Source organism: Arsenophonus symbiont of Ornithomya chloropus (assembly GCF_964026495.1).
GTDB lineage: Bacteria > Pseudomonadota > Gammaproteobacteria > Enterobacterales > Enterobacteriaceae > Arsenophonus.
Genome location: NZ_OZ032148.1, coordinates 215,646 through 242,142 on the forward strand (window position 1 = coordinate 215,646; position 26,497 = coordinate 242,142).

The window sequence follows — 26,497 nt, forward strand, 5'->3', positions numbered from 1 at the left end:
TTAACTCCGATAGGAGCCCATTCCGTGAAAGATTTATTAAAATTTCTAAAAGCACAGACTAAAATTGAAGAATTTGATGCGATTAAAATTACTTTAGCTTCTCCAGACATGATTCGTTCTTGGTCATTTGGTGAAGTAAAAAAACCAGAAACTATTAATTATCGGACTTTCAAACCTGAACGTGACGGTCTTTTTTGTGCACGTATTTTTGGACCAGTAAAAGATTATGAATGTTTATGTGGTAAATATAAAAGATTAAAACATCGAGGTGTAATTTGTGAAAAATGTGGTGTTGAAGTTACGCAAAGTAAAGTACGTCGAGAAAGAATGGGGCATATTGAACTAGCATCACCAACAGCACATATTTGGTTCTTAAAATCATTACCGTCACGTATTGGTCTTTTACTTGATATGCCGTTGCGTGATATTGAGCGTGTTCTTTATTTTGAATCTTATGTAGTTATTGAAGGAGGTATGACAAGTTTAGAATCTGGAGAAATTTTAAGTGAAGACCAATATCTTGATGCTTTAGAAGAATTTGGTGATGAATTTGATGCTAAAATGGGTGCAGAAGCAATTCAATCTTTACTAAAAAATCTTAATTTAGAAAAAGAATGTGATACTTTACGTGAAGAATTTAATGTTACTAATTCTGAAACTAAACGAAAAAAATTGACTAAGCGTATTAAGTTATTAGAAGCTTTTATTCAATCTGATAATAAACCTGAATGGATGATTTTAAATGTGCTTCCTGTATTACCTCCAGATTTGCGCCCATTAGTTCCATTAGATGGTGGTCGTTTTGCAACTTCTGATTTGAATGATTTGTATCGTCGTGTAATTAATAGAAATAATCGCTTAAAGCGATTATTAGATTTATCTGCACCTGATATCATTGTGCGTAATGAAAAAAGAATGTTACAAGAAGCAGTTGATGCATTGTTAGATAATGGTCGTCGAGGACGAGCCATTACTGGTTCGAATAAACGTCCTTTAAAATCTTTATCTGATATGATTAAAGGCAAACAAGGACGTTTTCGTCAAAATTTACTTGGTAAACGTGTTGATTATTCTGGACGTTCTGTAATTACGGTTGGTCCTTATCTACGATTGCATCAATGTGGTTTACCTAAAAGAATGGCATTAGAATTATTTAAGCCATTTATTTATGGTAAATTAGAGTTACGTGGATTAGCAACAACAATTAAAGCAGCAAAAAAAATGGTTGAACGAGAAGAATCTGTTGTTTGGGATATTTTAGATGAGGTTATTCGAGAACACCCAGTTATGCTGAATCGGGCTCCAACATTGCATCGTCTTGGAATTCAAGCATTTGAACCTATTTTAATTGAGGGTAAAGCAATTCAGTTACATCCATTAGTTTGTGCTGCTTATAATGCTGATTTTGATGGTGATCAAATGGCAGTTCATGTTCCTTTAACTGTAGAGGCTCAATTAGAGGCTCGTGCTTTAATGATGTCAACAAATAATATTTTATCTCCAGCAAGTGGAGAACCTATCATTGTTCCGTCACAAGACGTGGTTCTTGGTTTATATTATATGACTCGTGATTGTGTTAATGCGAAAGGTGAAGGTATGATTTTATCTGGACCTCAAGAAGCAGAAAGAGTTTATCGTACAGGATTTGCATCATTAAATGCTAGAGTCAAAGTACGTATAACAGAAAAATTACTAGATAACAATAATATAAAAGATATCACTCAGTTAATTGATACTACAATTGGTCGAGTTATTTTATGGATGATAGTTCCTCAGGGTTTACCATATTCTTTAGTAAATCAAACATTAGGTAAAAAAGCAATCTCAAAAATGTTAAATACTTGTTATCGTATTTTAGGATTAAAACCAACTGTGATTTTTGCTGATCAAATCATGTATACTGGATTTGCATATGCTACACGTTCTGGTGCTTCTGTTGGTATTGATGATATGATTATACCTGATACAAAAGTTAGTATTGTTGCAGAAGCTGAATCTGAAGTTGCAGAAATTCAGCAACAGTTTCAATCTGGTTTAGTAACTGCTGGAGAACGTTATAATAAAGTAATTGATATTTGGGCTGCTGCTAATGAGCGTGTTGCAAAAGCAATGATGGAAAATTTATCAACTGAAACAGTTATGAATCGTTTTGGAAAAAATGAGAAACAGGTTTCATTTAATAATATTTTTATGATGTCTGATTCTGGTGCTCGTGGATCTGCTGCTCAAATACGTCAGTTAGCTGGTATGCGCGGTTTGATGGCAAAACCAGATGGTTCAATTATTGAAACACCAATCACAGCTAATTTTCGCGAAGGTTTAAATGTATTGCAATATTTTATTTCTACTCATGGTGCTCGTAAAGGGTTAGCTGATACAGCATTAAAGACAGCAAATTCAGGGTATTTAACTCGTCGTTTGGTTGATGTTGCTCAAGATTTAGTGGTTACTGAAGATGACTGTAGAACTCATGATGGTATTTTAATGACACCAGTAATTGAAGGTGGTGATGTTAAAGAACCTTTGCGCGAACGTGTGTTAGGAAGAGTGACAGCAGAAGATATATTAATACCTGGTAAAGCTGATATTTTAATACCTCGTAATACTTTATTAAGTGAACAAGGATGTGATGAATTAGAAGCAAATTCTATTGATAGTGTTAAAGTTCGATCTGTTGTAAGTTGCGATACTGATTTTGGTGTTTGTGCAAAATGTTATGGGCGTGATTTAGCACGTGGTCATATTATTAATAAAGGTGAAGCCGTGGGTGTTATTGCTGCACAATCGATTGGTGAACCAGGTACACAATTGACAATGCGAACATTTCATATTGGTGGTGCTGCATCACGTGATGCTTCTGAATCTAGTATTCAGGTACGCAATAGAGGTAATATTAAATTAGTTAATGCTAAATTTGTAAAAAATATTGCAGGTAATTTAGTAATTACTTCTCGTAATACAGAAGTTCGAGTAGTGGATGAATTTGGAAGAACAAAAGAGAGTTATAAAGTACCTTATGGTGCTCAACTTAATAAAGATAATAGTGATTCAGTAAATAGCGGTGAAATAATTGCTAATTGGGATCCACATACTATGTCTGTTATCAGTGAGGTTTCTGGTATTATTCGTTTTTCTGATATGTCAGATGGGCAATCTATTATACGTCAGACAGATGAGTTAACTGGTTTATCATCTATTGTCATTTTAGATACTGCTGAACGCCCTACTGGTAGTAAAGATTTACGTCCTGCACTCCGTATTGTTGATAAAAAAGGGAATGATGTATTGATCCCTGGGACTGAAATGTCTGCGCAATATTTCTTGCCTGGTAAAGCAATTATTCAATTGGATGATGGTGCAATCATTAATATTGGTGATACATTAGCTCGTATTCCACAAGAATCTGGAGGAACTAAGGATATCACTGGGGGATTACCACGTGTTGCAGATCTTTTTGAAGCAAGGAGACCAAAAGAAGCTGCTATTTTAGCTGAAATTACCGGTATTATTTCTTTTGGTAAAGAAACTAAAGGTAAACGTCGTTTAGTAATTATGCCGTTGTCTGGTGGTGAACCATATGAAGAAATGATTCCTAAATGGCGTCAACTTAATGTTTTTGAAGGTGAAAGAGTTGAACGTGGTGATGTAATTTCTGATGGTCCAGAATCTCCACATGATATTTTGCGTTTGCGTGGTACTCACTTTGTAGCACGTTATATTACTAATGAAGTACAAGAAGTTTATCGTTTGCAAGGTGTAAAAATTAACGATAAACATATTGAAGTTATTGTTCGTCAAATGTTACGTAAGGTCACAATAGTTGATGTTGGTAACTCTGAGTTTTTAGCTGGTGAACAAGTTGAGTATGCACGTGTTAAAATAGCTAACCGAAAATTAAAAGCAGAAGGTAAAAACATTGCAACTTTTAATCGTGATTTATTAGGAATTACTAAAGCTTCTTTAGCGACAGAGTCTTTTATTTCTGCTGCATCATTTCAAGAAACAACGCGTGTTCTTACTGAAGCAGCGGTTGCTGGTAAACAAGATGAACTACGTGGTTTAAAAGAAAATGTGATTGTTGGTCGATTGATTCCTGCAGGTACAGGATATGCATATCATCAAGATAGAAGACTTCGTCGTCGTAAACCTAATCAATCATCACAACAACAAGTGACTGTTGATGAAGCAACTGCTAATTTAGCAGAGCTACTAAATGCTGGATTTTCTAATAAAGATATTTTATAAAAGTGATTATATTGTATATTGTATTTTTTGATAATTATTTTTTATTAAAGGTTTAAAAATTTGTATTATGAATATGTATTTAATATTATTTATACAAATCAGATTTATATAATAATATTTTATATTTGTGATGATTATATAAAATATTAATAAAATTTAATAAAAAGGAAATATAATTTTATGGAGTTTACTTTTTGCGCTTAAAAAATGATCGTTATATACGTGCATTATTAAAACAACCTGTTGACATGACTCCAATATGGATGATGCGTCAAGCCGGACGTTATTTACCTGAATATCAAAAAATTCGTAAAAAAGCGGGTGGATTTTTATCATTATGTAAAAATCCGGATTTAGCTTGTGAAGTAACATTGCAACCCTTTTCTCATTTTCCATTAGATGCTGCAATCCTCTTTTCAGATATTTTAACTATTCCAGATGCGATGGGTTTAGGTCTTTATTTTTCAAAAAAACAGGGTCCTATTTTTGAACGTCCTATTCGTAATTTTTCTGATATTAATAAATTACCTATTCTTGATCCTGAACAAGAGTTGGGTTATGTCATAAATGCTGTACGTGCCGTTCTGAAAGCACTTAATGGTCGGGTACCATTAATAGGTTTTTCTGGTAGCCCATGGACATTATCAACTTATATGGTAGAGGGAAGAAGCAGTAAAAGTTTTAGTTATATAAAAAAAATGATGTATATGGAACCTAAAATATTACATGTTTTATTGGATAAATTAGCTAAAACTGTTATTCTTTATCTTAATGCTCAAATAGAAGCAGGAGTTCAGTCAATCATGATTTTTGATACTTGGGGTGGGGTATTGACAAAGTCTGCGTATAATGAATTTTCATTATATTATATTCAACAAATTATTGATAGTTTACATCGTAAATATAATGGATACAAAGTGCCAATTACTTTATTTACTAAAGGTGGTGGACAATGGTTAGAATTAATGGCAATGACGGGTTGTGATGCATTAAGCATTGATTGGATGACGAGTATAGATAATGCACGTTCTCGTGTAGGAAATCAAGTAGCTTTGCAGGGTAATATGGATCCTGCGATATTATATGCCTCATCAGAACGTATTGAGCGTGAAGTTGCAATGATTTTAAAAAAATTTGGTCAGGGTAGCGGACATGTTTTTAGTTTAGGTCATGGAATTAATCAAGATATTATGATTAACAATATAAACATTTTTGTTCATTTAGTTCATGAGTTATCCAAACAATATCACTAATTAAATTATAAAATGTTTATTAACAGTATAATAAGATTTTGTATAAATAATTATTTTTTGCTTTTAATAAGATAGAAAACTATATTAAGTAATATTTTTTATTGATATAAATAGTTGTTTATTTTTGAATTTTTAATTTTTTTATATCTGATATTTTTAAACGATTTTATTTATTATTTGTAAAATTATATTTACGAAATGCTAATTTGTATTTTTTGTGTTTTTAATAGATTATCTTTTGTAAATATTTTTTACTAATTTTATTATGAAAATTATTATTTATGGACCATTTTATATGATTATATTAAAATAATTACTTTGTTACTTTAAAGGAAATTTAAATTATTATATAGCAATATTTTGAATTTCTTCTAGAATTTTTTTTGATTTTTTTTAAATTTGTTTTGAAGATTTTTTTTAATATCAATATTTTCTTGTAGTAAAAACATTAAATATTAAAATTTTTTATAAAAAAGTTTAATATTTTGAATTTTAAAGGTATATTACTTTAAATACTTAATTATAAAAATATAACGTAAAAAAATAAATAAATATTTGATTTCTTATGTGAATATTATCAATCATTATTAATGATCTATCAATAAAATAAATGACATTTTTTAATATTTTTAAAGATACAAGTTAAAAATTAGTTTTATTGATGTTATCAATTCTTAATTTTTATTAACGTTATGTAATAAATAATAATATATGGTTTTATTTGTGTAATAAAATAAAATAGGGTAATCTTTTAAAAGATAATAATAAATATTTTGTAAATTACATATTATTTTATTAATAGTTACAATTTACATATAAATATTTTTTAATGTGTAACTAAAAATTTATAATATAAAAATATATGTGTATTTTTTCATTATTTTTCTAAACTTGTAGTTTTATTTAAGTGTAATAAAAATAAATATGAAAAATATTTTTATATGCATAATTAAATTTATTAAGCTTTTTTATTATTCTTCATATTATTGAAGTATTTATATTTTTATAAAAAATAAAAATTTTGTATTTTTTATAAATGATTTTATATCGTATGATATTATATTTTTTATGATTTAAATAATAATAGAAATATTTTAAAGTAATGTGGTGAAATATAATGTTTTGCAAAGAAAATGTTATAATTAACATTATTTTTAAAAATTTCTTTAATTAAAACTTTGTAAGTTCAGTATAAAAGATTTTATGAATCAAAAAATCAAGTAATAAAATATTAAACTTTATGAAAATGATTATATTATTTTTTTGTAAAGATTATTTAATGTTAATATTTTTTTAATAATATTTTTATATTGCATGGATTTTTTGATACAGAATAAAGACTCACAATATTTTTAAAAGGTGATTTTATGGAGATTATTTTTTATTAATATTATAATTATGTAATGATTTATTTTACTTATGATATACTTTTTATAAATTTATTTTAACTAGCTAGTATTATTTAAATCATTATTTTATTTGACCAGAAGATAATAGTAAATTAGAATAAAGTTTTGATAAGTTTCCATATTTTAAAATTACTGAAATAAAAAAAATTTATTATTCTATTTTAAAGTAATATTGATTCATAATCAAAATTTTATTAACTAAGAATTTTGATGAAAACGTTTTGATTAATTTTAATAATAAAAAATATTTTTGTTAAATAAATTTAAGGTTATTGAAAACTCATGTTTGTAAAATATTATTTTATTAAGATATGATATGTTTTACGTAAATTTTTTTAAAAATTTTGTAGTTTTTAAACTTTTTTTATGTCCCCTTCGTCTAGAGGCCCAGGACCTCGCCCTTTCACGGCGGTAACAGGGGTTCGAATCCCCTAGGGGACGCTAAAACTTATTATAATAAAAAATATTATCAAAATTATTTTATTTTTATTGATTTTTTTTTAAAAATACTGAAAATAAAGTATATTATTAATTTTTATAACAATTCTAATTTTATTTTTTCATTAATAAAAGGTGCATGCATATTAAAATAATAGATTTTTTTTAAAATAGATATTCATTTGATGGATATCAATATATTTTTAGTTAGTTAATGTAGATTTTTATTTTTTAATGCTGATATTCTTATGATCAAATAATTTCCAAATAATTTCTTAGATAATTTTATTAAGAACTAGGGAGGATATTTTTTTGTTTAAAATCATAAAGATACATATATTTTATAATATGTAGATTTTAAAAATATTTTTTTAGTAAAATAGATAAAAATTACATGATTATTCTAATTATTTAATTTTTGATTCTGTATAAAGAACATGTTTACGTACAATAGGATCAAATTTTTTTATTGTTAATTTTTCTGGCATCGTACGTTTATTTTTTGTTGTAGTATAAAAATGACCTGTTTTTTCAGAAGACACTAGTTTTATTTTGTTGCGAATACTTTTTGCCATTTAGAGTTTTTCTTAATTTTAATTGGATTATTGAGGTCGTAATTATGTTTGTTTTTTTATTAAATTTTCTATCCCTTTTTTATCAATTATACGCATTCCTTTTGCGGATACACGAAGTTTTATAAAACGTTTTTCAGATTCTAACCAAAATCGATGAAAGTGGAGGTTTGGCAAGAACCGACGCTTAGTTGCGTTCATTGCATGTGATCTATTATTTCCACTCATCGGACGTTTCCCAGTTACTTGACAAATTCGTGACATTTGTTATTTCACCTCTAAATAACTTATTTTAACTTGTTTTTTAAGATTTGTAATTTTTTTATTATATATCTAAAAAATATTTCATGGAATTAATTTTTTTATTTTAACAGATGTTTTATTTTTTATTCAAAATATTATATATTTTTTGATATTTTATTCAAGTTTTAATTTAAAAATATGTTATTTGAATAATCATTTTTAATAATTATCCACAAAAAGAATTTGTAAAATTATAAATTTTAAAAAAGAATATTATATTTTTTAAAAAAATATTATACTGAATTTTATTTTTATTCAATCAACTAAAATTCATTTTTTAAAAATGATATTTTGTGAAAAAATATTTTTTATTTATCAAGAAAGAAAATAAAATAAAATATTTACTCAATATTTTTATTTTTTTATATAATATTAACCAGTATTGTAATTTTTAAAATTTTATAAGATTTTTTTATAAATTTTCTGATTTATTTCTTAAATAATGAATAGTTACAAATAATTTTTATAAAAATATTATATTTTTTTGAAAAATGAATATTAAAATTACTAAAAATTATAAATAGTTGATAAAATAAAAGTCTATTAAAATAAACAAACCATTTTTTTATTTATAAATTTATATTTCTATTTATTAATATAGAACAGAAATATAGAATAATATTTTATTATTGTTAATATATATATAATATATAACTTTATAGTATATAACTTGATGGTAGAAGCTAAATAAGAACTTATGGGATATTCAGTAATCGTATTATCTGCTTTGGATATCTAATAATGGAAGAACTTCTCAATAAACATATCATAATTGGTATTAGTGGTAGTATAGCAGCATATAAAACACCAGAATTAATTCGTTTTTTACGTAGATATGGGGCAAAAGTAAGAGTGATAATGACTCATTCTGCTAAATTTTTTATTACATCATTAACATTACAGACTGTTTCTGATTATCCAGTAGTTGATGATTTTTTAAATTCTAGTATAGATGCTACAATTAATCATATTGAATTAGCGAAATGGGCAGATTTAATTATTTTAGTTCCTGCAACTGCAGATTTAGTTGCTCGTTTATCTATTGGTATGGCAAATGATTTATTAACAACAATCTGTCTAGCTTCAAAGGCAAAAATAGCTGTGGTACCAGCGATGAATAAAAATATGTATCAAGCTAAAATTACTCAACAGAATATAAGAATACTTAAAGATCGCAATATTTTGGTTTGGGGTCCTGATGAAGGTAATCAAGCGTGTGGTGATATTGGACCTGGTAGAATGTTAGATCCTTTGATAATAGGTGAGTTAGCCAAGTATACTTTACAATATCAAAAAAATATTTCAACATTACATTTTGCTATTACAGCAGGTCCTACACAAGAAAAAATAGATCCAGTGCGTTTTATAACCAATTATAGTTCTGGAAAAATGGGTTTTGCAATAGCTCAAGCAGCTGCAGAACGAGGTGCTCAAGTTACACTAATCAGTGGCCCAGTTAATTTATCAACGCCTTTAGGAGTTGAACGAATTAATGTTGTGAGTGCATTAGATATGTATCGTCAAGTACATAGTATAATTCATGAAAAAGAAATTTTTATTAGTTGTGCTGCAGTAAGTGATTATCGACCAAAAAAAATTCAAGAAGAAAAAATTAAACAGCAGAAAAATGAAATAACTTTTAGCTTTGTAAAAAATCCTGATATTGTGGCTAGTGTTGGTAAGTTAATAAAAAATCGTCCTTATGTAGTTGGTTTTGCAGCAGAAACAGAAAATATAAAAGAATATGCACGTATTAAACGTATAGAAAAAAAATTAGATCTTATTTGTGCAAATGATATTTCATTATCTTCACATGGTTTTAATTCAGATAATAATGCTTTGTATTTGTTTTGGAAAGACAAAGAAATGTATTTACCATATAGTCATAAATTAGAGCTTGGTCATCGTTTACTCAATGAGATAGTTAAACATTATGAAAAAAAAAATAAATATTAAAGTTCTTGATATGCGTTTAGGGGATATATTTCCATTGCCTAGTTACGCAACAGAAGGTTCTGCTGGATTAGATTTACGAGCTTGTATAGATAAAGTTTTTTATCTTAAACCAGGAAAAACTAAGTTATTGCCTACTGGATTAGCAGTACATATTGCAGATAAACAACTAACCGCAATAATTCTCCCTCGTTCAGGTTTAGGTCATAAAAGTGGTATTGTATTGGGTAATTTAGTTGGTTTAATAGATTCTGATTATCAAGGTGAATTAATGATTTCAGTTTGGAATCGGGGTAATAAAACATTTATAATTAAACCTGGTGCACGTTTAGCACAAATAGTTTTTGTACCAATTGTTCAAGTAGAATTTATCATTGTAGAAAATTTTCAAAAAACAGAACGTAATACCAACGGTTTTGGTCATTCAGGTTGTTAATAATTTTTTTTCAAAATGTAAGTAATTGATATTTTTATTGATAAAATTGTAGAATTAGTTTTTTACTATTTTAAAATAAATTAAAAAATGATAAAGTAATAAAAGCAATTTTTGATCAGTTATCTTAATATTTTTCATAAACATTGAAGTAGTTATTATTTGTAATTCATGTAAATTTTAATTACATAATTCATTGAAAGGTAAATTAATATCATGTTATAAAATATAAGTTTTAATTTTTTATGAAATATAATAAAAGTTTAATTATTTAGTTTATATTTAAAATGTATTATAAAGTTTGTTTTTTATTGCTTTTTTTTGTGCTTGAAAAATACTTTGTAAACCATTTTTTGCTAAAGAAAGTAATAATAATAGTTCATCGTAACTAAATGGTTTTCCTTCAGCAGTACCTTGTACTTCAATCATTTTACCGTTATCCATCATAACAATATTCATATCTGTATCTGCTATACAATCTTCACTATATTCTAGGTCACATATAGCTTGACCATTTACAATTCCAACAGAAACTGCGGCAACCATGAATTTAAGAGGATTGTTTTTTATTTTTTTTTCTGTTAACATTTTATTCAATGCATCATATAAAGCAATATAAGCGCCAGAAATTGCAGCAGTACGGGTGCCTCCATCAGCTTGAATTACATCACAATCTAATATAATAGTATATTCAAATAATTGGTTTAAATCAACTGAAGCTCGTAAAGCACGTGCAATAAGACGTTGTATTTCCATAGTACGGCCAGTCTGTTTACCTTTTGTAGCTTCACGTATATTACGATAATGTGTTGCTCTTGGTAACATGCCGTATTCTGCTGTTATCCAACCTTGTGATTGCCCTTTTAAAAATCTTGGAACGCCTTCTGTAATTGTTGCATTACATAATACTTTAGTATCACCAAATTCAATAAAAACAGAACCTTCAGGATGTTTGCTGTATTCTCGTGTTATTTTAATAGGACGCACTTGTTCAGGTTTTCGATTTTCTGGACGCATTGTATTTCTCTCTATGGTGAAAAATAATATTTTTTTAATAATATTATATAATATTATACGTTCTTAAAAATTAAATTCCTATGTTATGCTGTTATTTAAAATTTATTGTTAAATAACGTCATGATTATTTAAGGAAAATATATATGATTCGTAGTATGACAGCTTTTGTACGATTAGATGTGAAAAATGAATGGGGACATGCAGTTTGGGAAATACGCTCTTTGAATCAACGGTATCTTGAAATATGCGTTTTTTTACCTGAAATTTTTCAAAATTTAGAGCCATTTATTCGTGATCGGTTGCGTGCAAGATTGACAAGAGGAAAAGTAGAATGCAAATTATATTTTAAATTGAATATCAATAATAAACAAAATGAATTCACTTTAAATATGAAATTAACAAAAAAAATAATTAATATAGTTAATAGAATAAAAAAATATGCTGATATAGGAAATATAAATCCATTAGACATTCTTCGGTGGCCTGGAATTATAGTTACTCAAACAGAAAATTTAGATGTTATTTCTTCTCATTTGTTAACAAAATTAGAATGTGCTTTAGATAATTTGATTGATAATCGTGAAAATGAAGGAAAAAAGTTAAAAGCATTAATTGAAAAACGTTTACATTCTGTTTATCAAGAAATAAAAAAAATACGTCTTTGGATGCCTGAAATTTTAAAGTTGCAAAAAAAACGATTATTAAATAAGTTAAAAGAGGCAGAAATTCAAATAGATGATAATCGTTTAGCACAAGAAATAATTATATTAGCTCAACGTATTGATATTGATGAAGAACTTGATAGGATTGAAGCTCATGTAATAGAGACGTGTAATATTCTCAACAAACATAAAATTGTTGGTCGTCGTTTAGATTTCATAATGCAAGAGTTTAATCGTGAAGTAAATACATTGGCTGGAAAATCTATTAATTATGCAGTTACTAATTCTGCGATTGAATTAAAAGTATTAGTAGAACAAATGCGTGAGCAAATTCAAAATATTGAATGATTTAATGCCACTATTTTAAGATAATAAGAAATACTTAAATAAATTATTTTTTGATATAATTTTTAAAAACTATTATCTCTTCAAGAGATATCATATTTTTTATTCAAAAACTTAATATTGAAAATATAATTTTTAAAAATAAGAAAAAATTATTTTTATTCAATAAAAAATAATTTTTATATCTTTATAAGATTCATATCATAATAATTATAAATTATATATTAACTTGATGTTTTTCATAAAATAAATAAGAATTATTTTTCAATATTTTTTATAAAATTTGATTAATTATAATATTAATCAAATAAATCATTTTAAATAAGATTTATAATCTTAGAAAATATTTAACTAAATTTATTGATATTAAATAATCATTTGTATGATATATATAATCTATATATCATTTATTATATAATATTTTTGTATTTGTTTACAATATTAATAGTAAGATATAAATCTGATTATATTATTAGTATATCTTACATAAGATATATGTATGTATAATATTAAAAATATCACAAAATATTTCAAATTAAATTTAATATCATAATTCAATACTTAAAAGTATACATTTTTTATGAATAAATTTTTTATTTGAATAACATTATTTTTCTTTCTAGAAAAACAATCAATTGGAATTATGATAAAAATCAATATCTGATGTTATAAATTAAAAATAACTTTTTATTTTAAAGGTCACTATGAATCAAACAAAAATAAAAAAAATTGGTGTTTTAACTAGTGGTGGTGATGCGCCTGGCATGAATGCTGCTATTCGTAGTGTTGTAAGGACAGGTCTTTCTGAAGGTTTAGAAGTGTACGGTATTTATGATGGCTATATGGGACTTTATGAAAATAGAATTAAAAAATTTGATTGTTTTAGTGTTTCAGATATTATTAATCGTGGTGGTACTTTTTTAGGTTCTGCTCGTTTTCCAGAATTTCGAAATAGCAAAAAAATAAGAGACCAAGCCATTGTTAATATAAAAAAACATGATATTGATGCTTTAGTAATTATTGGTGGTGATGGTTCTTATAAAGGTGCAAAATTGATTATTGCAGCTGGTATTTCTTGTATTGGGTTACCTGGAACCATCGATAATGATATTGCAGGTACTGACTATACTATCGGTTATTTTACAGCGTTAGATACAATTGTTGAAGCAATTGATCGTTTGCGTGATACTTCCACTTCACATAAACGTATTTCTATTGTTGAAATAATGGGTCGTCATTGTGGTAATCTAACTTTGTCCGCAGCTATAGCCGGAGGTTGTGAGTTTATAGTATTACCAGAAATACCTTTTTATAAAGAAGAATTATTAAGGGAAATTAAATCTGGATTACTTAAAGGTAAACGCCATGCTATTGTAGCTATTACAGAAGATATTTATGATGTTAACAAATTAGCAAAATATATTGAAAAAGCTACAAAGCATGAAACTAGAGCTACTATTTTAGGTCACATTCAACGGGGGGGGACTCCAGTAGCTAATGATCGTGTTCTTGCATCTCATATGGGAGCCTATTCTGTTCAGTTACTTTTAGAAGGATATAGTGATCGGTGCGTTGGTATTCAGAATGATCAATTAGTGCATCATGATATTATTGATGTAGTCAAGAATATGAAACGTCATTTTAAAAAAAATTGGTTAGATATGGCAAAAAAACTTTATTAATTTTTTTATTACATTATTTTTTGATATGTTTTTGAAAGTATCTAGTTTTTATCAAATGTTTTTATCATACTGCAAAATGTATTTTATTTTTGATAATTTATAAAATTTAATATTTAATTTATAATATATTTTTTTGTAATATATTATAAAAATATTACAATAAATAATTGTTATTTCGTCTCATAAATTTAATCGTTGTTATTTTATTTAACAGTGCATTACTTAGGAATAATTTTTTTATTAATTCAATAGATAGAGCTAAATTTTTTTTAATTTAATTTTTATTTAATAATAAGAGTGATTACCATGTTGATGTTCTGTAAAATCTTTTACACCTTTTAATTCATTTGGAAACATATTTAGTAATTGTTTTTCAATATTTTCTTTTAAGGTAAAAGTTACCATTGTGCAACCATTACATCCACCACCAAATTGTAAAATTGCATATCCATCATTATTAATTTTTATTAATGAAACATGCCCACCATGTCCCGCTAATTGTGGATTAATTTGGAATTCTATAAAATATTTAATTCTTTCAGTTAATGGAGTAGATTTATCAAAAATTTTATTTTTTTTTGCATGTGGCGCTGTTATAGTTAGTTGCGATCCTACTTGATCTTTTATCAAATCAATTTCTGCTTCTTTTAAAAAAGCAAGACTAATTTTATCAACGTATGCTGAAAATTTATCGAATTTAAATTCGATATCACTTTTTTCAATAGCATTTTTGGGATAATAAGAAACACCACATTCAGCAGTTGGAGTTCCAGGATTAATAACAAATATTCGAATTTGTGTACCAGGTTCTTTTTTTTCTAATAGTTGTCTGAAGTGTATTTGTGCTGCTTTTGTAATATTAATCATAATTTATATTTAATATTTAGTATTTTTTTATTATATCAATTATACGTTATTTTATTTTATTTTTACAAGTTTTTAATATTATTTAATATTTATCTGATGCAAAACATGACAAAAATATAGATTTGTTTTTTAATAAAACAATATTACAAAATGTAATTTTTGATGATTTTTTATGTATTATTCTTACATATTATAATTAGTATTGCTTATAGATAGATTTTATCAAAATATAACTATATAAATATTAAAAATATTGAACAATTTAAAATTAATAAATTGCTATATGAAATAAAAACTATTGAAAGTATTATGAATATTTATAATATTGATTTAAAATTATTTAGAAGTAATACATATTATATATATCATAATTATTATAAATAATTTCATATTTTTAAAAAGTGTAATAGATTATTTTTTGTTTTGAATACTGCATGAAGACAAAACAAGAATGATTTTTTTTAAAAAAATTAAAATGGTGTATATAAATTTTGAATATCCATAATTAGTGATTATAAAAAAGTAATTTATAATATTATATTTTAGAGAAAATAAAAATGAGTAATTTTTTTTGGGAAAAGGTTGGGACAGGAAAACAAAATGTTGTTTTATTGCACGGGTGGGGATTAAATTCAGAAGTTTGGAGAACTATTGTTAAAGTAGAATCTAGTGCTAATTTTTGTTTTCATTTTGTTGATTTGCCAGGATATGGTCGTAATTATATGTTTCCACCTCTTTCATTAGAAGAAATGACAGAAATTATTTGGGAACATGCACCGAAACAGTCTATTTGGTTAGGTTGGTCATTAGGTGGATTAATTGCTAGTGTGATTGCATTAAAGTATTCAACTGAAATAACTGGTTTAATAACAGTAGCTTCTTCTCCTTGTTTTATTCAAAAAGATAATTGGCCTGGTATTAAATCGATCATTCTTCAAAATTTCGAACAACAATTAAGACTTGATTTTAATAATACTATTGAAAGGTTTCTTGAATTACAAATATTAGATAGCAAAAAAGTAGATGAAGACATAAAATTATTGAAGTTATTGATCTTAAAACAACCATTACCTTCCTCAGCTGTTTTAAAAAAAGGTTTAAGAATTTTACAAAACACTGATTTAAGAGAATCTTTATTGACTTTTAAAAAACCTTTTTTACGTATTTATGGTGATTTAGATACTTTAGTACCTAGAAAAATATCATCAATTATAGATACATGGTTACCAAAATCTTTTTCTATTATAATGAAACATGCTGCGCATGCACCTTTTATTTCTCATCCATATAAATTTGTTAGATTATTAATAGATTTTTCTGATTCATTAAAATTATCAATATAACTGATGTATATAAAAATTTTATTTTTATAAAACTATTTTTGGTTTTTTATGTGTTTAAGATGGTCACTTTTTTAAAAGTATATCACTCAATGAATTTTTTAATAAAAAACACTAATAATATTGAATGTTTATGTAAACAAAAGTTAGATATTTTTAAAAAGAGAATTTAAATATTCTGTTTTTCTTATATTTTATTTAAAAAATTGCATCAATCATATTTTATTATTTTTTATATTTTTATTGTATAATTTTTAAATGTAAAATAAATAAAAATTATTTTTTATGTTTTTTTGCTAAAATTATTAACTGTAATTTTATAGACATTTAAGTTATTTTATTTATATCAAAAGTTTATTTGACTATTGTTATTTAATATAATAGTCGATTTAGTACAATGTCTAATATTTTTATTGGATTAAATTAAATATGATAATAGTATAAATTGTTGATGTTATATCTTTTTTAGATTATTTCTTTTAATAAAAAATATTATTAATAATAATGAGATTTTTAGTTTTATTTTTTGTAGATTTTTTAAAAAATTAATAATGAAATTGTTTTTGCTATGAAAAATTAATTATTTTGTATTTAGGAAATACTCTTTATTATATTTTCATAAAAAATATTTAAATAAAATTTAATAAACATACTTTATGTTATTTTGATATATTTTTCATTAAAAGATTGAGAAATAAATTTTTAATATTTCTAATTATAAAATTAAAAATTAAAATTATGTATTATATTAAAATGATACTTAAATAATAAGTACATACATAAGGTTTTGATTATTATAAAATATTTAAAATTTATTTTATGAAAAAATATTTATAAAAATTACTGTAAAATCTTAATTTTTAAAAAGATATTGCAGTTAAAAATATTTAAATATATTATAATATTTTAATTTTATTTAGATCATGATAACCGATTATATATTTTATTTTAATATTATTTAAATAAAAAATAGATTTTTAAGTAACTGTAATATATAAATACTTTTGATAAAATAGATTGTAATTCAAATTTTATAAATTATTTATTTTTTATTGTATTTGACTTCTGATGTCATTAAGTAAAGATGCTTTATATACTTATCGTATTTTTTAAGATATTTAAATAATTTTATTCTAATCTTTCTGATAAAAGAAAAAATAAAAAAGTAGGTTAAATTATTAGATTAAAAATTAATTTTGACGATTATATAATTTTAAAATTATATCCATGTAATGTGTTGATTATTAGATCGTCTTATAGCATAAGACATCAAACAAATTGCTAACAATATATCTGCTGTATAAGATAAAGAAGTTAATTATTTGTTTTACTAAATTCAAATTAAATTTAAATACATAAAAAATATTTCTAAATAATAAAATTTTTCTTATTTAAGAATTGATCAATTGACGAATTTAAAATTTTTGTTTTTTATCCACATGAATCTTTATTTTGATATAACATCAAGAATTTTATTCAAGGATTTTAGTATAAGTATACTATATATGCTATAATAATCTTTTTTTAGATGTTTATTTTTTGTTTACATCAGATTATTGAAACCCGGTTCATCTATCTGATATAGAAACAGTTAGGAGATTATTCTCTGTTTTGTAGCAGATGGAAGTTTGTAGCATATGGAAGTTCAGTATAAAAAATGTAGCATTAAAAAACATTTTATGAAATTTTTTATTTTTGATTAATTAATATACTATTCATTATGTTGTTTTATTTAATTTAATAAAAGATACTATTTTTATAAAAATTAAATATTATGAATAAAAATTTTATAGCATATGTCATTATTGAAATAATACAAAAAAGTTTCTTTAAGAAGACAAATATTATTTCATTAACATAGTTTTAAAAACTATATTAATGATGTTTTTGATTTTTGATTAATATTGCTTATATCTTATTTTTTGTATAATATTTTTGATGAAGGTATAAAGCAACAGATCAATAATTTTTATTTTAATATGATATTTTTATATGATTGTATATTTTTAAAGATAAAAAATATGTTTATATTAATTAATATTTAATCTTAATTGATACAATAATATTGATGTATTGTATTTTTGATTATTTATATAAATTATTTTATAAATGAAAAATATAGTATATACTATATTACATTTCTGTATAGAGGAGAATTTAATATATAAAAATATTGCTGAATGATATAATATTTATACTATATAAAATTTAAAAATAACATTTATGTTATTTTTGTATATATTTATGAGGTAATCATTAATATTTCTTAAATATATATTACCTATATATAAATTTTAAAAATTATTTTCTTTTCTGTAGTTATTTTTTATAATAATAATATATAATCTATGATTATTATTTTTTTATGATTTTTAAAATTATAAAAATTAATAATGTATTTTAAATTTTAAAATTATAAATTAATTATTATTTTAACAATGTTTAATTTTTTAAAAATGTTTACTTTTTATTGAAAAGTATCCCAGAAAAATTGTTATTTTTTTTGGCATAAGATATTTTTTATTTTAGTAAAGATATTAATCTTTTCTTTTTTTGTGTAAGAATAATGATCAAAATTTAAAATTTTATTAATTTTTTTTGAAAACATGAATTTATATTCAAAGTAATTTCAAAGCAATAATGTTAAATTATATTGAATAATAATTTTGCTATATTTTTCTTATAAAAATAATTTATTATTAAAGTAATAAAGATAATATACAATATTAACATGTTACTATTGCATAGTATTGTACGTATTTAAAAAAATATTATTATTTTTTGTAATAGTTTTTAAAAAAAAAGATTTAATTGAATATAATAATATATTTTTGATAAATTTTTTAACAAATGGATTTAAAATAAAGTATTCTTAAAAAGAAGTATTATTTATTGAATAAATTGATGAAATGAGAAATTTTTATATTTTCTTAAATATTTCTAAAATATGAAAATCTAAATTTTGTCTTAAAAATAATGATCTAAATATTGATAATTATTTAATGACTATGCTTTAGTTTGTTTATTTAATTTTAGTTGTTTAAAAAATAATTTGATATTTGTGTATGTTTTAGATTTTTTAAATTACTTTTTTGATAAAAAGTAATTTAAAATTATAAAATATTATTTATATAAGAGTGAGTTAAGAAAATATTTTCTAATAATAATTTTGAGATTTTTTTTATTTTTAATATGTTATTTTTTATTTTTTTTATAAAAAATAATATTTGAGAGATGTATAATAAAAAAGTTAATTAAATATCATTACTAAAATGATTATTTATAATATTGCAATATTTTTTTAATGATCAATATATTTATTACATTCTTTTTAAGAAATATAGAGTTTTGCATTATTGTGTATATAAATTAATATTTTAATGTATTTATATACAAATATTGTTTATGTTTTAACAATTAGAAGGTAATACTTAAAATGAGAAGTTATCTTATTATAATTGTGTTATCTGCAATATTAACTTTTTTTAGTAGTTTTTTAAAAGCAGATCGATTAGAAAGTATTAAAAAATTAGGTATCATTCGTATTGCTGTTTTTGATAGTAATCCTCCATTTGGTTTTATTGATCCTAAAACTAAAAAGATTGTTGGTTATGATGTTGATATTGCAGAAGCTATTGCTAAAGATTTTGGTGTAAAATTATTCTTACGTTCTACCAATCCAGCTAATAGAATAGCGTTATTAACATCTGGTAAAGTAGATTTGATTAGTGCTAATTTCACTATTACAAATGAACGTGCTAAACAAGTTGATTTTTCAATTCCTGATTTTAGAAGTCAACAAAAATTTATTGCACGTAAAGGTATATTAAAAGAAATTAATGATATTATTCCATTACGTATAGGTGCAGATAAAGGCACAGTACAAGAAATTACACTTCGTAAACTTTATCCAGAAACTAAAGTAATATCTTATGATGATACTCCTTTTGCTTTTGCTGCTTTGCGTAATGGCAATGTTCAGGCTATTACTCAAGATGATGCTAAATTAATTGGTTTATTAGGTACTTTACCAGAAATAATAAGAGCAGATTATGAAATATCATCTTTTAGCATTAAATGTGAATATCAAGCATTGGTAGCAGCTAAAGGTGAAAAAAAAATAATTCAAGCTGTAAATAATACTTTATTGAAGTTAGAAAATAGTGGTCAGGCAGATATAATTTATAATCGGTGGTTTGGTTTAAATACTAAAACACCGCTACCTCGTGGTAATTTTAAATTTACAGTATTGCATGAATAAATATTTTTTTTAATAATTCAAGTAAATTCATTTAATAATGAACAGGTAATAATGAACAGGTTGTAAAATGTTTGATTTTTTTTCTGCTAGTTTTTTAGGAATTGATTATATAAATTTAATTTTTCGGGGTTTGCTTGTTACTTTTTGGATATCATTTTTTACAATCATTATTTCAACTGTATTGGGTTTTTTCTTGGCTTTGATTAGAGAAAGTAAGCTATTTTTTTTTCGTTATGTAATAAATATTTATATTTCATTATTTCGTAATACACCTTTGTTAATACAGATTTTTTTCTGGTATTTTGCTGCTATAAATATGTTGCCTAAATTTATGATAGAATGGTTAAATACACCGCACCAAATTTCTATTATTGGAGTACAATTGGTGTGGCCATCATTTGAATTTTTAGCAGGGATGATTGGATTAATTCTTTATTCTACTCCTTTTATTGCTGAAGAATTAAAATCTGGTATTTATGCTGTTAAAATTGAACAGACATTTGCAGCATTAGCATTAGGTTTTTCTAATTTTCAAGTAATGCGTTATGTTATTTTTCCTCAAGCATTTAAAATTGCTATACCGCTTTTTTTTAATCAGTATATGAATATTATAAAAAATTCTTCATTAACGATGGCAATAGGTGTAGCTGAACTTTCGTATGTATCTCGTCAAATTGAGAATGAAAGTTTGCAAACATTTGCAGTTTTTGGAATTACAACAATTCTTTATCTCATTATCATTTTTATGGTAGAACTTTGTTCACAATTGTGTCAAAAGCATTTCTTAATAAAGAAATATTCATATGAATTTTGAAGTTATTGCAGATAATTGGCGTTATATTTTATTTGGAACATATCCTGATGGACCTTTAGAAGGTGCAGCATTAACTCTTTTGATAAGTTTATTGGCAGGAAGTATATCTATTATTTTAGGAATTTTTATTGGGATTTTGTTAACAATATTAAGAAGTGTATGGGTAAATTTATTAGCAGTTTTTTTATGTTTTTTAAAGTCTATACCTGTTATTCTTTTGATATTTTGGAGTTATTTTTTATTACCTACTTTATTAGGAACTGATATTCCTGAGTTGATAACTGTAATTGTTGTTTTAAGTTTGATTAGTGCAGCTTATTTAGCATATGTAGTAAAAGCAGGTATTGCAGCTATTAGTCAAGGGCAATGGCAAGCAGGTATGTCATTAGGATTTACAATGTTTGAAGTATTATGGAACATTATATTACCACAAGTATTACTTATGATGGTTCCATCATTTATTAATCAGTTGATTGCTTTAATTAAAGATACTTCTTTAGCATACATTGTTGGTTTAGCAGAGTTATCATTTTTAGCAGCTCAAGTAAATAATAGAGAAATGATTTATTCAATGGAAATTTTTTTGTTTGTTGCTTTTATTTATTTTGTAATGTGTTTTTCGCTTGAAATAATAGCAAATTACATTTTACGTAATTTTAAAAAAAATAGATTTTTCTTGGATGTATTATCTGTTCAATTAAATTAATAGTTATTTTATTTTTAAATCCGATTTTTTAATTTTTTAAAAATTTTTAATGAAATTAATAATTATCAAATTTAATCTTTTAGTATTATAGTATTTAGTAAATATATTTGTAATAAATTATTAATATGAATTGAATTATCAAAAGAATTATATATTTAAAAAATAAAGAATAAAAAAATAATATTTCTATTATTTGAGTAGATAGTTATTAAGATTGTTAAAAAAAACTAAAAAAATTATTATGAACAATACTTTCTTATTTCTTTAATCTTATTTCTTTAATATAAATTGATACAATATTTTTTTAATTTTTAATAATATGTGATAATTGATGATAATATAAATATAACGTACATTAAATTATTTTTTATGTTATTTAAAATAACTGAAATTAAATTTTTATATAATTTTTAGGTTTAATAATTAATAATGTTTTTTAATAAAAATCATATTTTTAAAATAAAATATATAAATAAATCTTATGTAAATATTTTGTATTTTAAATAAATATTAGTTACATGCATAAGTTCAATGTTCTTTTTATAATTTAGATACAAGGAAAATATATGAGTTATTTTTTTGCTTATCTTTCTCGCATGAAATTGATTAATCGATGGTCATTAATGCGTAATGTACGTACAGAAAATGTTTCAGAACATAGTTTACAAGTTGCTTTTGTTGCTCATGCACTAGCTTGTATTAAAAATCGTAAATTTAATGGAAATATAAATGCTGAACGTATTGCAGTGTTAGCTATGTATCATGATGCTAGTGAAGTTATTACTGGAGATTTACCAACTCCAATTAAATATCATAATACTAAAATTGCTAATGAATATAACAAAATTGAAAAATATGCAAAAAAAAAGCTTATTAAAATGTTACCAAAAGAATTACAAAAAGACTTTCTTGTTATTTTAGATGATGAATATTTTTCTGAAAAAGAATATACTATTGTTAAATATGCAGATGTGCTTTGTGCGTATTTAAAATGTTTAGAAGAATTATCTGCTGGAAATAGTGAATTCAATTTAGCTAAAAAACGACTTGAAAAAATTTTAACTGAATCTTACACTGATGAAATACAGTATTTTATGAAAAATTTTGTATCAGGATTTCAATTGTCTTTAGATGAAATCACTTCTTAACTTATTGTAGTAGTAGAATAAAATATTTTTTTGAAGTTTTTTATCTATTTATCATAAATATGAAAGATGTTAGATATATATATTTTAATATATTGATTTCTTTGTGACATAGTTTTTTCTGTTAATTGTGAAAAAATTATAAACAATGTATTATTATCAATAAATAATATAATTTTTTTGTATGATTATGTAATATTTAAATGCATTATATTTTAGTAGCATTTGTTTTTTGGATTTTAATAAAAAATATTTTTTATTAAAAATATTAAATTTTATTTTTATAGTTTATCTTTAAGGATTTTCTAATTAAAGATGCAAAGAATGCTCATTGAAATAATAATAAAAATGTAAAGTACGTTTTAAATATATATACTTAAATTTATCATAATTTTATTTTTTATTATAAATATTTTTGTTTTTATCAACATATCCCTCAAATTTATTAAATCTTTGAATAAAAATTATATGTTGTATTCAACATAATGCAAAAAAATAAAATGTATTATAAAATATTTTTTTATAAATTTTTGATTTGAAATCAATTATCTAAATAACAAGGCATCTAGTGATAAAAAAAATATTATTAATAATAGTTGGCTATTTTTTCTTTATAGATTTTTTACATGCAATTGTTGTTGGTGCTCAAATAGGAAAAGATTTTACTGAATTTTCTGCTGGTATTGGTAATAAAGGAGTTTATTTAGAAATAAATGGTAATTTAATGCGTAATGATAATGATAAGCAATTGATTAGTTTAGGGGGAACTTTTGGTGTTCCATTTGGACCGGTGAGTGCTTATTTTTCTGGAAAAACTTATTGTTTCTTATCACCAGAAGAACATCCTCTTACTTTTATTTTTACTACTGGTATGGGTGTTAATTTGTATTTTATGCCATTTTTTAGCATATATGGTGAAATTTATAGTTCACCTTATTCTTTTATTTCTGATCATTATTTGTATAAAGAAGCAAATATTGGTATAAAATATGAATTAATAAAATCATTCTTCATTAGTGCTGGTTATCGTTTTATTACAATTAAAGATAATAGTAATGATATTAAACATATTATTGTAGATAATTTTTATGTTGGTGCTGTATTTAATTTTTAATTATAAAAGAAAGTTTAATAAATTTCAGTATTTGTATTAAATTTTTTTATTTTTTATGGTAAATAATTAAAATAGTAGTTTTAGTTATAATTTCAATAATATATAAATATCAGAAATTTTAATGATTTTTTATCAGTTAGAGTTATAACTTTTTATTTATTTTTTATCGTAAATAAGATAATTTTTAAAATTCTTGATAAGAATAATAAAATTAATTATTTAGATATCATCAGTCAAATAATATTTTTATTAATAATTTTTAAATGGTGGTATATTTCGCTTTTTTGATAATGTTATTCATGTTTTTTTGTTTTATAGTTTTATGAAATAAATAATAAAATATTGATATATCAATGAAATAGTAAAAATATATAATCAAGAGAAGTATAATAAAAATATTTTCCGTATTTTATATATAAACAAATTTTGTAATATCAAATTCATAATTATGATCATTTATTTTTTATTGATATTGTTTTTGAAAATTTTATATAGGTATTTTTTAGAGATATAACATAAAAATAATTTATTTTATAATTATGAATTGAATATTTTTTTATATGATAATAAAAATATCAGTTATTGGTTGACAACTACAAGGTAGTATTTCATTATTTTTAATAAATGCAATAGGTTGATTATGGTATTTTATTTTTCCTTGTTTAAGATAAATTCGACAGATACCACAAAATCCTTTTCTACATTGAAAATCAATCTGAATGTTGTTTTTTTCAAGTGTATCAAGAATGCTAGTATGATGTTTATCGTGAAATATAATTTTTGTTTGTTTTTGTTCTTTTTTATGAAACAAAATTTTATTTTTTTTCATAATCTTTATAATTCAAAATTTTGTAATTCATTAATATCTATTTGAGAATCAATTTGTCCCACTAAATAAGAGGTTATTTCTACTTCTTGTGGTGCTACTTGTACATTATCTGAGATCAACCAGGTGTTGATCCATGGAATAGGATTAGAACGTTTCTGAAATGGTAATTTTAGTCCAACTACTTGCATTCTAATATTGGTGATATATTCAATGTATTGACATAAGATATCTTTATTAAGGCCAATCATAGACCCACCAGAAAATAAATAGTCTGCCCATGCTTTTTCTTGTTGTGCTGTTTGGAAAAATAATTCATAACATTCGTTTTCACATTCTTTTGCAATATCAAACATTTCAGGGTCATCTTGACCAGAACGCATAAGATTTAAAATATGTTGAGTACCAGTAAGATGTAATGCTTCATCACGGGCAATTAATTTTATAATTTTTGCATTACCTTCCATTAATTCACGTTCAGCAAAAGCAAATGAACATGCGAAGCTTACATAAAAACGAATAGCTTCTAATGCATTTGCACTCATTAAACATAAATAAAGTTGTTTTTTTAAATCATGCAAAGAAATAAAAATTTTTTTACCATTAATAGTATGATGATTTTCACCTAACATATGATAATAACTGGTCATTTTAATTAAATTATCATAATAGGCAGAAATATCTTTTGCCCGTTTTAAAATTTCATTATTAGATATTATATCATCAAAAATGTTTGATGGATCATTGACAATATTACGAATAATATGGGTATATGAGCGAGAATGAATAGTTTCTGAAAATGACCATGTTTCTATCCATGTCTCTAATTCTGGAATAGAAATAAGTGGCAATAATGCAACATTAGGACTTCTTCCTTGAATAGAATCTAATAATGTTTGGTATTTTAAATTACTAATAAAAATATGTTTCTCATGTTCAGGAAGTGATTGATAATCAATTCGATCACGAGAAACATCTATTTCTTCTGGACGCCAAAAGAAGGATAATTGTTTTTCAATTAATTGTTCAAAAATTGGATATTTTTGTTGGTCATATCGTATAATATTAACAGGTTGACCAAAAAACATGGGTTCTTTTAATTGATTATTTTT

Annotated in this window: 18 protein-coding genes and 1 tRNA gene; 13 read left to right on the forward strand and 6 right to left on the reverse strand. The window is 23.8% G+C overall.

Going from position 1 to position 26,497, the window contains the following annotated elements; all coding sequences use genetic code 11:
- The first annotated feature begins 24 nt into the window (after positions 1-24).
- The 3 genes from rpoC to ABNS14_RS00855 all read left to right on the forward strand — a co-directional run bounded on the left by rpoC (position 25) and on the right by ABNS14_RS00855 (position 7,348).
- Entirely contained in the window at positions 25-4,245 is a 4,221-nt protein-coding gene (rpoC, locus tag ABNS14_RS00845) for a DNA-directed RNA polymerase subunit beta' (RefSeq protein WP_348666487.1), read from the forward strand.
- A 248-nt stretch (positions 4,246-4,493) separates the two neighbouring features.
- A complete protein-coding gene (gene hemE / locus ABNS14_RS00850; RefSeq protein WP_348666651.1) occupies positions 4,494-5,498 on the forward strand; it encodes a uroporphyrinogen decarboxylase in 1,005 nt (334 codons plus the stop codon).
- A 1,777-nt stretch (positions 5,499-7,275) separates the two neighbouring features.
- Positions 7,276-7,348: transfer RNA gene (locus ABNS14_RS00855), tRNA-Glu, on the forward strand.
- 404 nt (positions 7,349-7,752) lie between these two features.
- Here the strand turns inward: ABNS14_RS00855 and rpmG are convergent.
- A complete protein-coding gene (gene rpmG / locus ABNS14_RS00860; RefSeq protein WP_348666488.1) occupies positions 7,753-7,920 on the reverse strand; it encodes a 50S ribosomal protein L33 in 168 nt (55 codons plus the stop codon).
- 42 nt (positions 7,921-7,962) lie between these two features.
- A complete protein-coding gene (gene rpmB, locus ABNS14_RS00865) occupies positions 7,963-8,181 on the reverse strand; it encodes a 50S ribosomal protein L28 (protein ID WP_348666489.1) in 219 nt (72 codons plus the stop codon).
- A gap of 780 nt (positions 8,182-8,961) precedes the next feature.
- Here rpmB and coaBC point away from each other — a divergent pair.
- Together coaBC and dut are read left to right on the forward strand one after the other, a co-directional pair.
- Positions 8,962-10,176, forward strand: coding sequence for a bifunctional phosphopantothenoylcysteine decarboxylase/phosphopantothenate--cysteine ligase CoaBC (gene coaBC / locus ABNS14_RS00870; protein WP_348666490.1), 1,215 nt, complete (start codon positions 8,962-8,964; stop codon positions 10,174-10,176).
- Positions 10,154-10,609: a dUTP diphosphatase gene (gene dut, locus ABNS14_RS00875; RefSeq protein ID WP_348666491.1), complete on the forward strand. Its 456-nt coding sequence runs from the start codon at positions 10,154-10,156 to the stop codon at positions 10,607-10,609. Before coaBC ends, dut begins: the two co-directional genes overlap by 23 nt.
- A 279-nt stretch (positions 10,610-10,888) precedes the next feature.
- Here dut and rph read toward each other — a convergent pair whose 3' ends face one another.
- Positions 10,889-11,623: a ribonuclease PH gene (gene rph, locus ABNS14_RS00880; RefSeq protein WP_348666492.1), complete on the reverse strand. Its 735-nt coding sequence runs from the start codon at positions 11,621-11,623 to the stop codon at positions 10,889-10,891.
- Between the two features lie 143 nt (positions 11,624-11,766).
- Between rph and ABNS14_RS00885 the strand changes: the two genes are divergently transcribed.
- Together ABNS14_RS00885 and pfkA are read left to right on the forward strand one after the other, a co-directional pair.
- Positions 11,767-12,633, forward strand: a complete 867-nt coding sequence (locus ABNS14_RS00885; RefSeq protein ID WP_348666493.1) for a YicC/YloC family endoribonuclease — start codon at positions 11,767-11,769, stop codon at positions 12,631-12,633.
- A 701-nt stretch (positions 12,634-13,334) separates the two neighbouring features.
- Entirely contained in the window at positions 13,335-14,312 is a 978-nt protein-coding gene (pfkA, locus tag ABNS14_RS00890; protein ID WP_348666494.1) for a 6-phosphofructokinase, read from the forward strand.
- 285 nt (positions 14,313-14,597) lie between these two features.
- Here pfkA and nfuA read toward each other — a convergent pair whose 3' ends face one another.
- A complete protein-coding gene (gene nfuA / locus ABNS14_RS00895; protein WP_348666495.1) occupies positions 14,598-15,179 on the reverse strand; it encodes a Fe-S biogenesis protein NfuA in 582 nt (193 codons plus the stop codon).
- Positions 15,180-15,736: 557 nt separating this feature from the next.
- Here nfuA and bioH point away from each other — a divergent pair.
- The 6 genes from bioH to ABNS14_RS00925 all read left to right on the forward strand — a co-directional run bounded on the left by bioH (position 15,737) and on the right by ABNS14_RS00925 (position 24,559).
- Positions 15,737-16,522 carry a pimeloyl-ACP methyl ester esterase BioH gene (gene bioH / locus ABNS14_RS00900; protein WP_348666496.1) on the forward strand — a complete coding sequence of 262 codons (786 nt, stop codon included), beginning with the start codon at positions 15,737-15,739 and terminating at the stop codon, positions 16,520-16,522.
- Between the two features lie 3,433 nt (positions 16,523-19,955).
- Complete coding sequence (locus ABNS14_RS00905) at positions 19,956-20,780, forward strand: transporter substrate-binding domain-containing protein (RefSeq protein WP_348666497.1); 825 nt, start codon at positions 19,956-19,958, stop codon at positions 20,778-20,780.
- 67 nt (positions 20,781-20,847) lie between these two features.
- A complete protein-coding gene (locus ABNS14_RS00910) occupies positions 20,848-21,594 on the forward strand; it encodes an amino acid ABC transporter permease (protein WP_348666498.1) in 747 nt (248 codons plus the stop codon).
- The gene (locus ABNS14_RS00915; protein ID WP_348666499.1) at positions 21,584-22,300 is read left to right on the forward strand and encodes an amino acid ABC transporter permease; all 717 of its coding nucleotides are present in this window, start codon (positions 21,584-21,586) and stop codon (positions 22,298-22,300) included. The genes ABNS14_RS00910 and ABNS14_RS00915 overlap by 11 nt, the downstream gene beginning before the upstream one ends.
- A gap of 566 nt (positions 22,301-22,866) precedes the next feature.
- Positions 22,867-23,448: a 5'-deoxynucleotidase gene (yfbR, locus tag ABNS14_RS00920; RefSeq protein WP_348666500.1), complete on the forward strand. Its 582-nt coding sequence runs from the start codon at positions 22,867-22,869 to the stop codon at positions 23,446-23,448.
- A 565-nt stretch (positions 23,449-24,013) separates the two neighbouring features.
- Entirely contained in the window at positions 24,014-24,559 is a 546-nt protein-coding gene (locus tag ABNS14_RS00925) for a YfaZ family outer membrane protein (protein ID WP_348666501.1), read from the forward strand.
- Positions 24,560-25,115: 556 nt separating this feature from the next.
- On the opposite strand, the gene yfaE is transcribed toward ABNS14_RS00925, so the two are convergent.
- Together yfaE and nrdB are read right to left on the reverse strand one after the other, a co-directional pair.
- Complete coding sequence (gene yfaE / locus ABNS14_RS00930; protein WP_348666502.1) at positions 25,116-25,388, reverse strand: class I ribonucleotide reductase maintenance protein YfaE; 273 nt, start codon at positions 25,386-25,388, stop codon at positions 25,116-25,118.
- Positions 25,389-25,393: 5 nt separating this feature from the next.
- Positions 25,394-26,473: a class Ia ribonucleoside-diphosphate reductase subunit beta gene (gene nrdB / locus ABNS14_RS00935; protein WP_348666652.1), complete on the reverse strand. Its 1,080-nt coding sequence runs from the start codon at positions 26,471-26,473 to the stop codon at positions 25,394-25,396.
- Positions 26,474-26,497 lie beyond the last annotated feature (24 nt).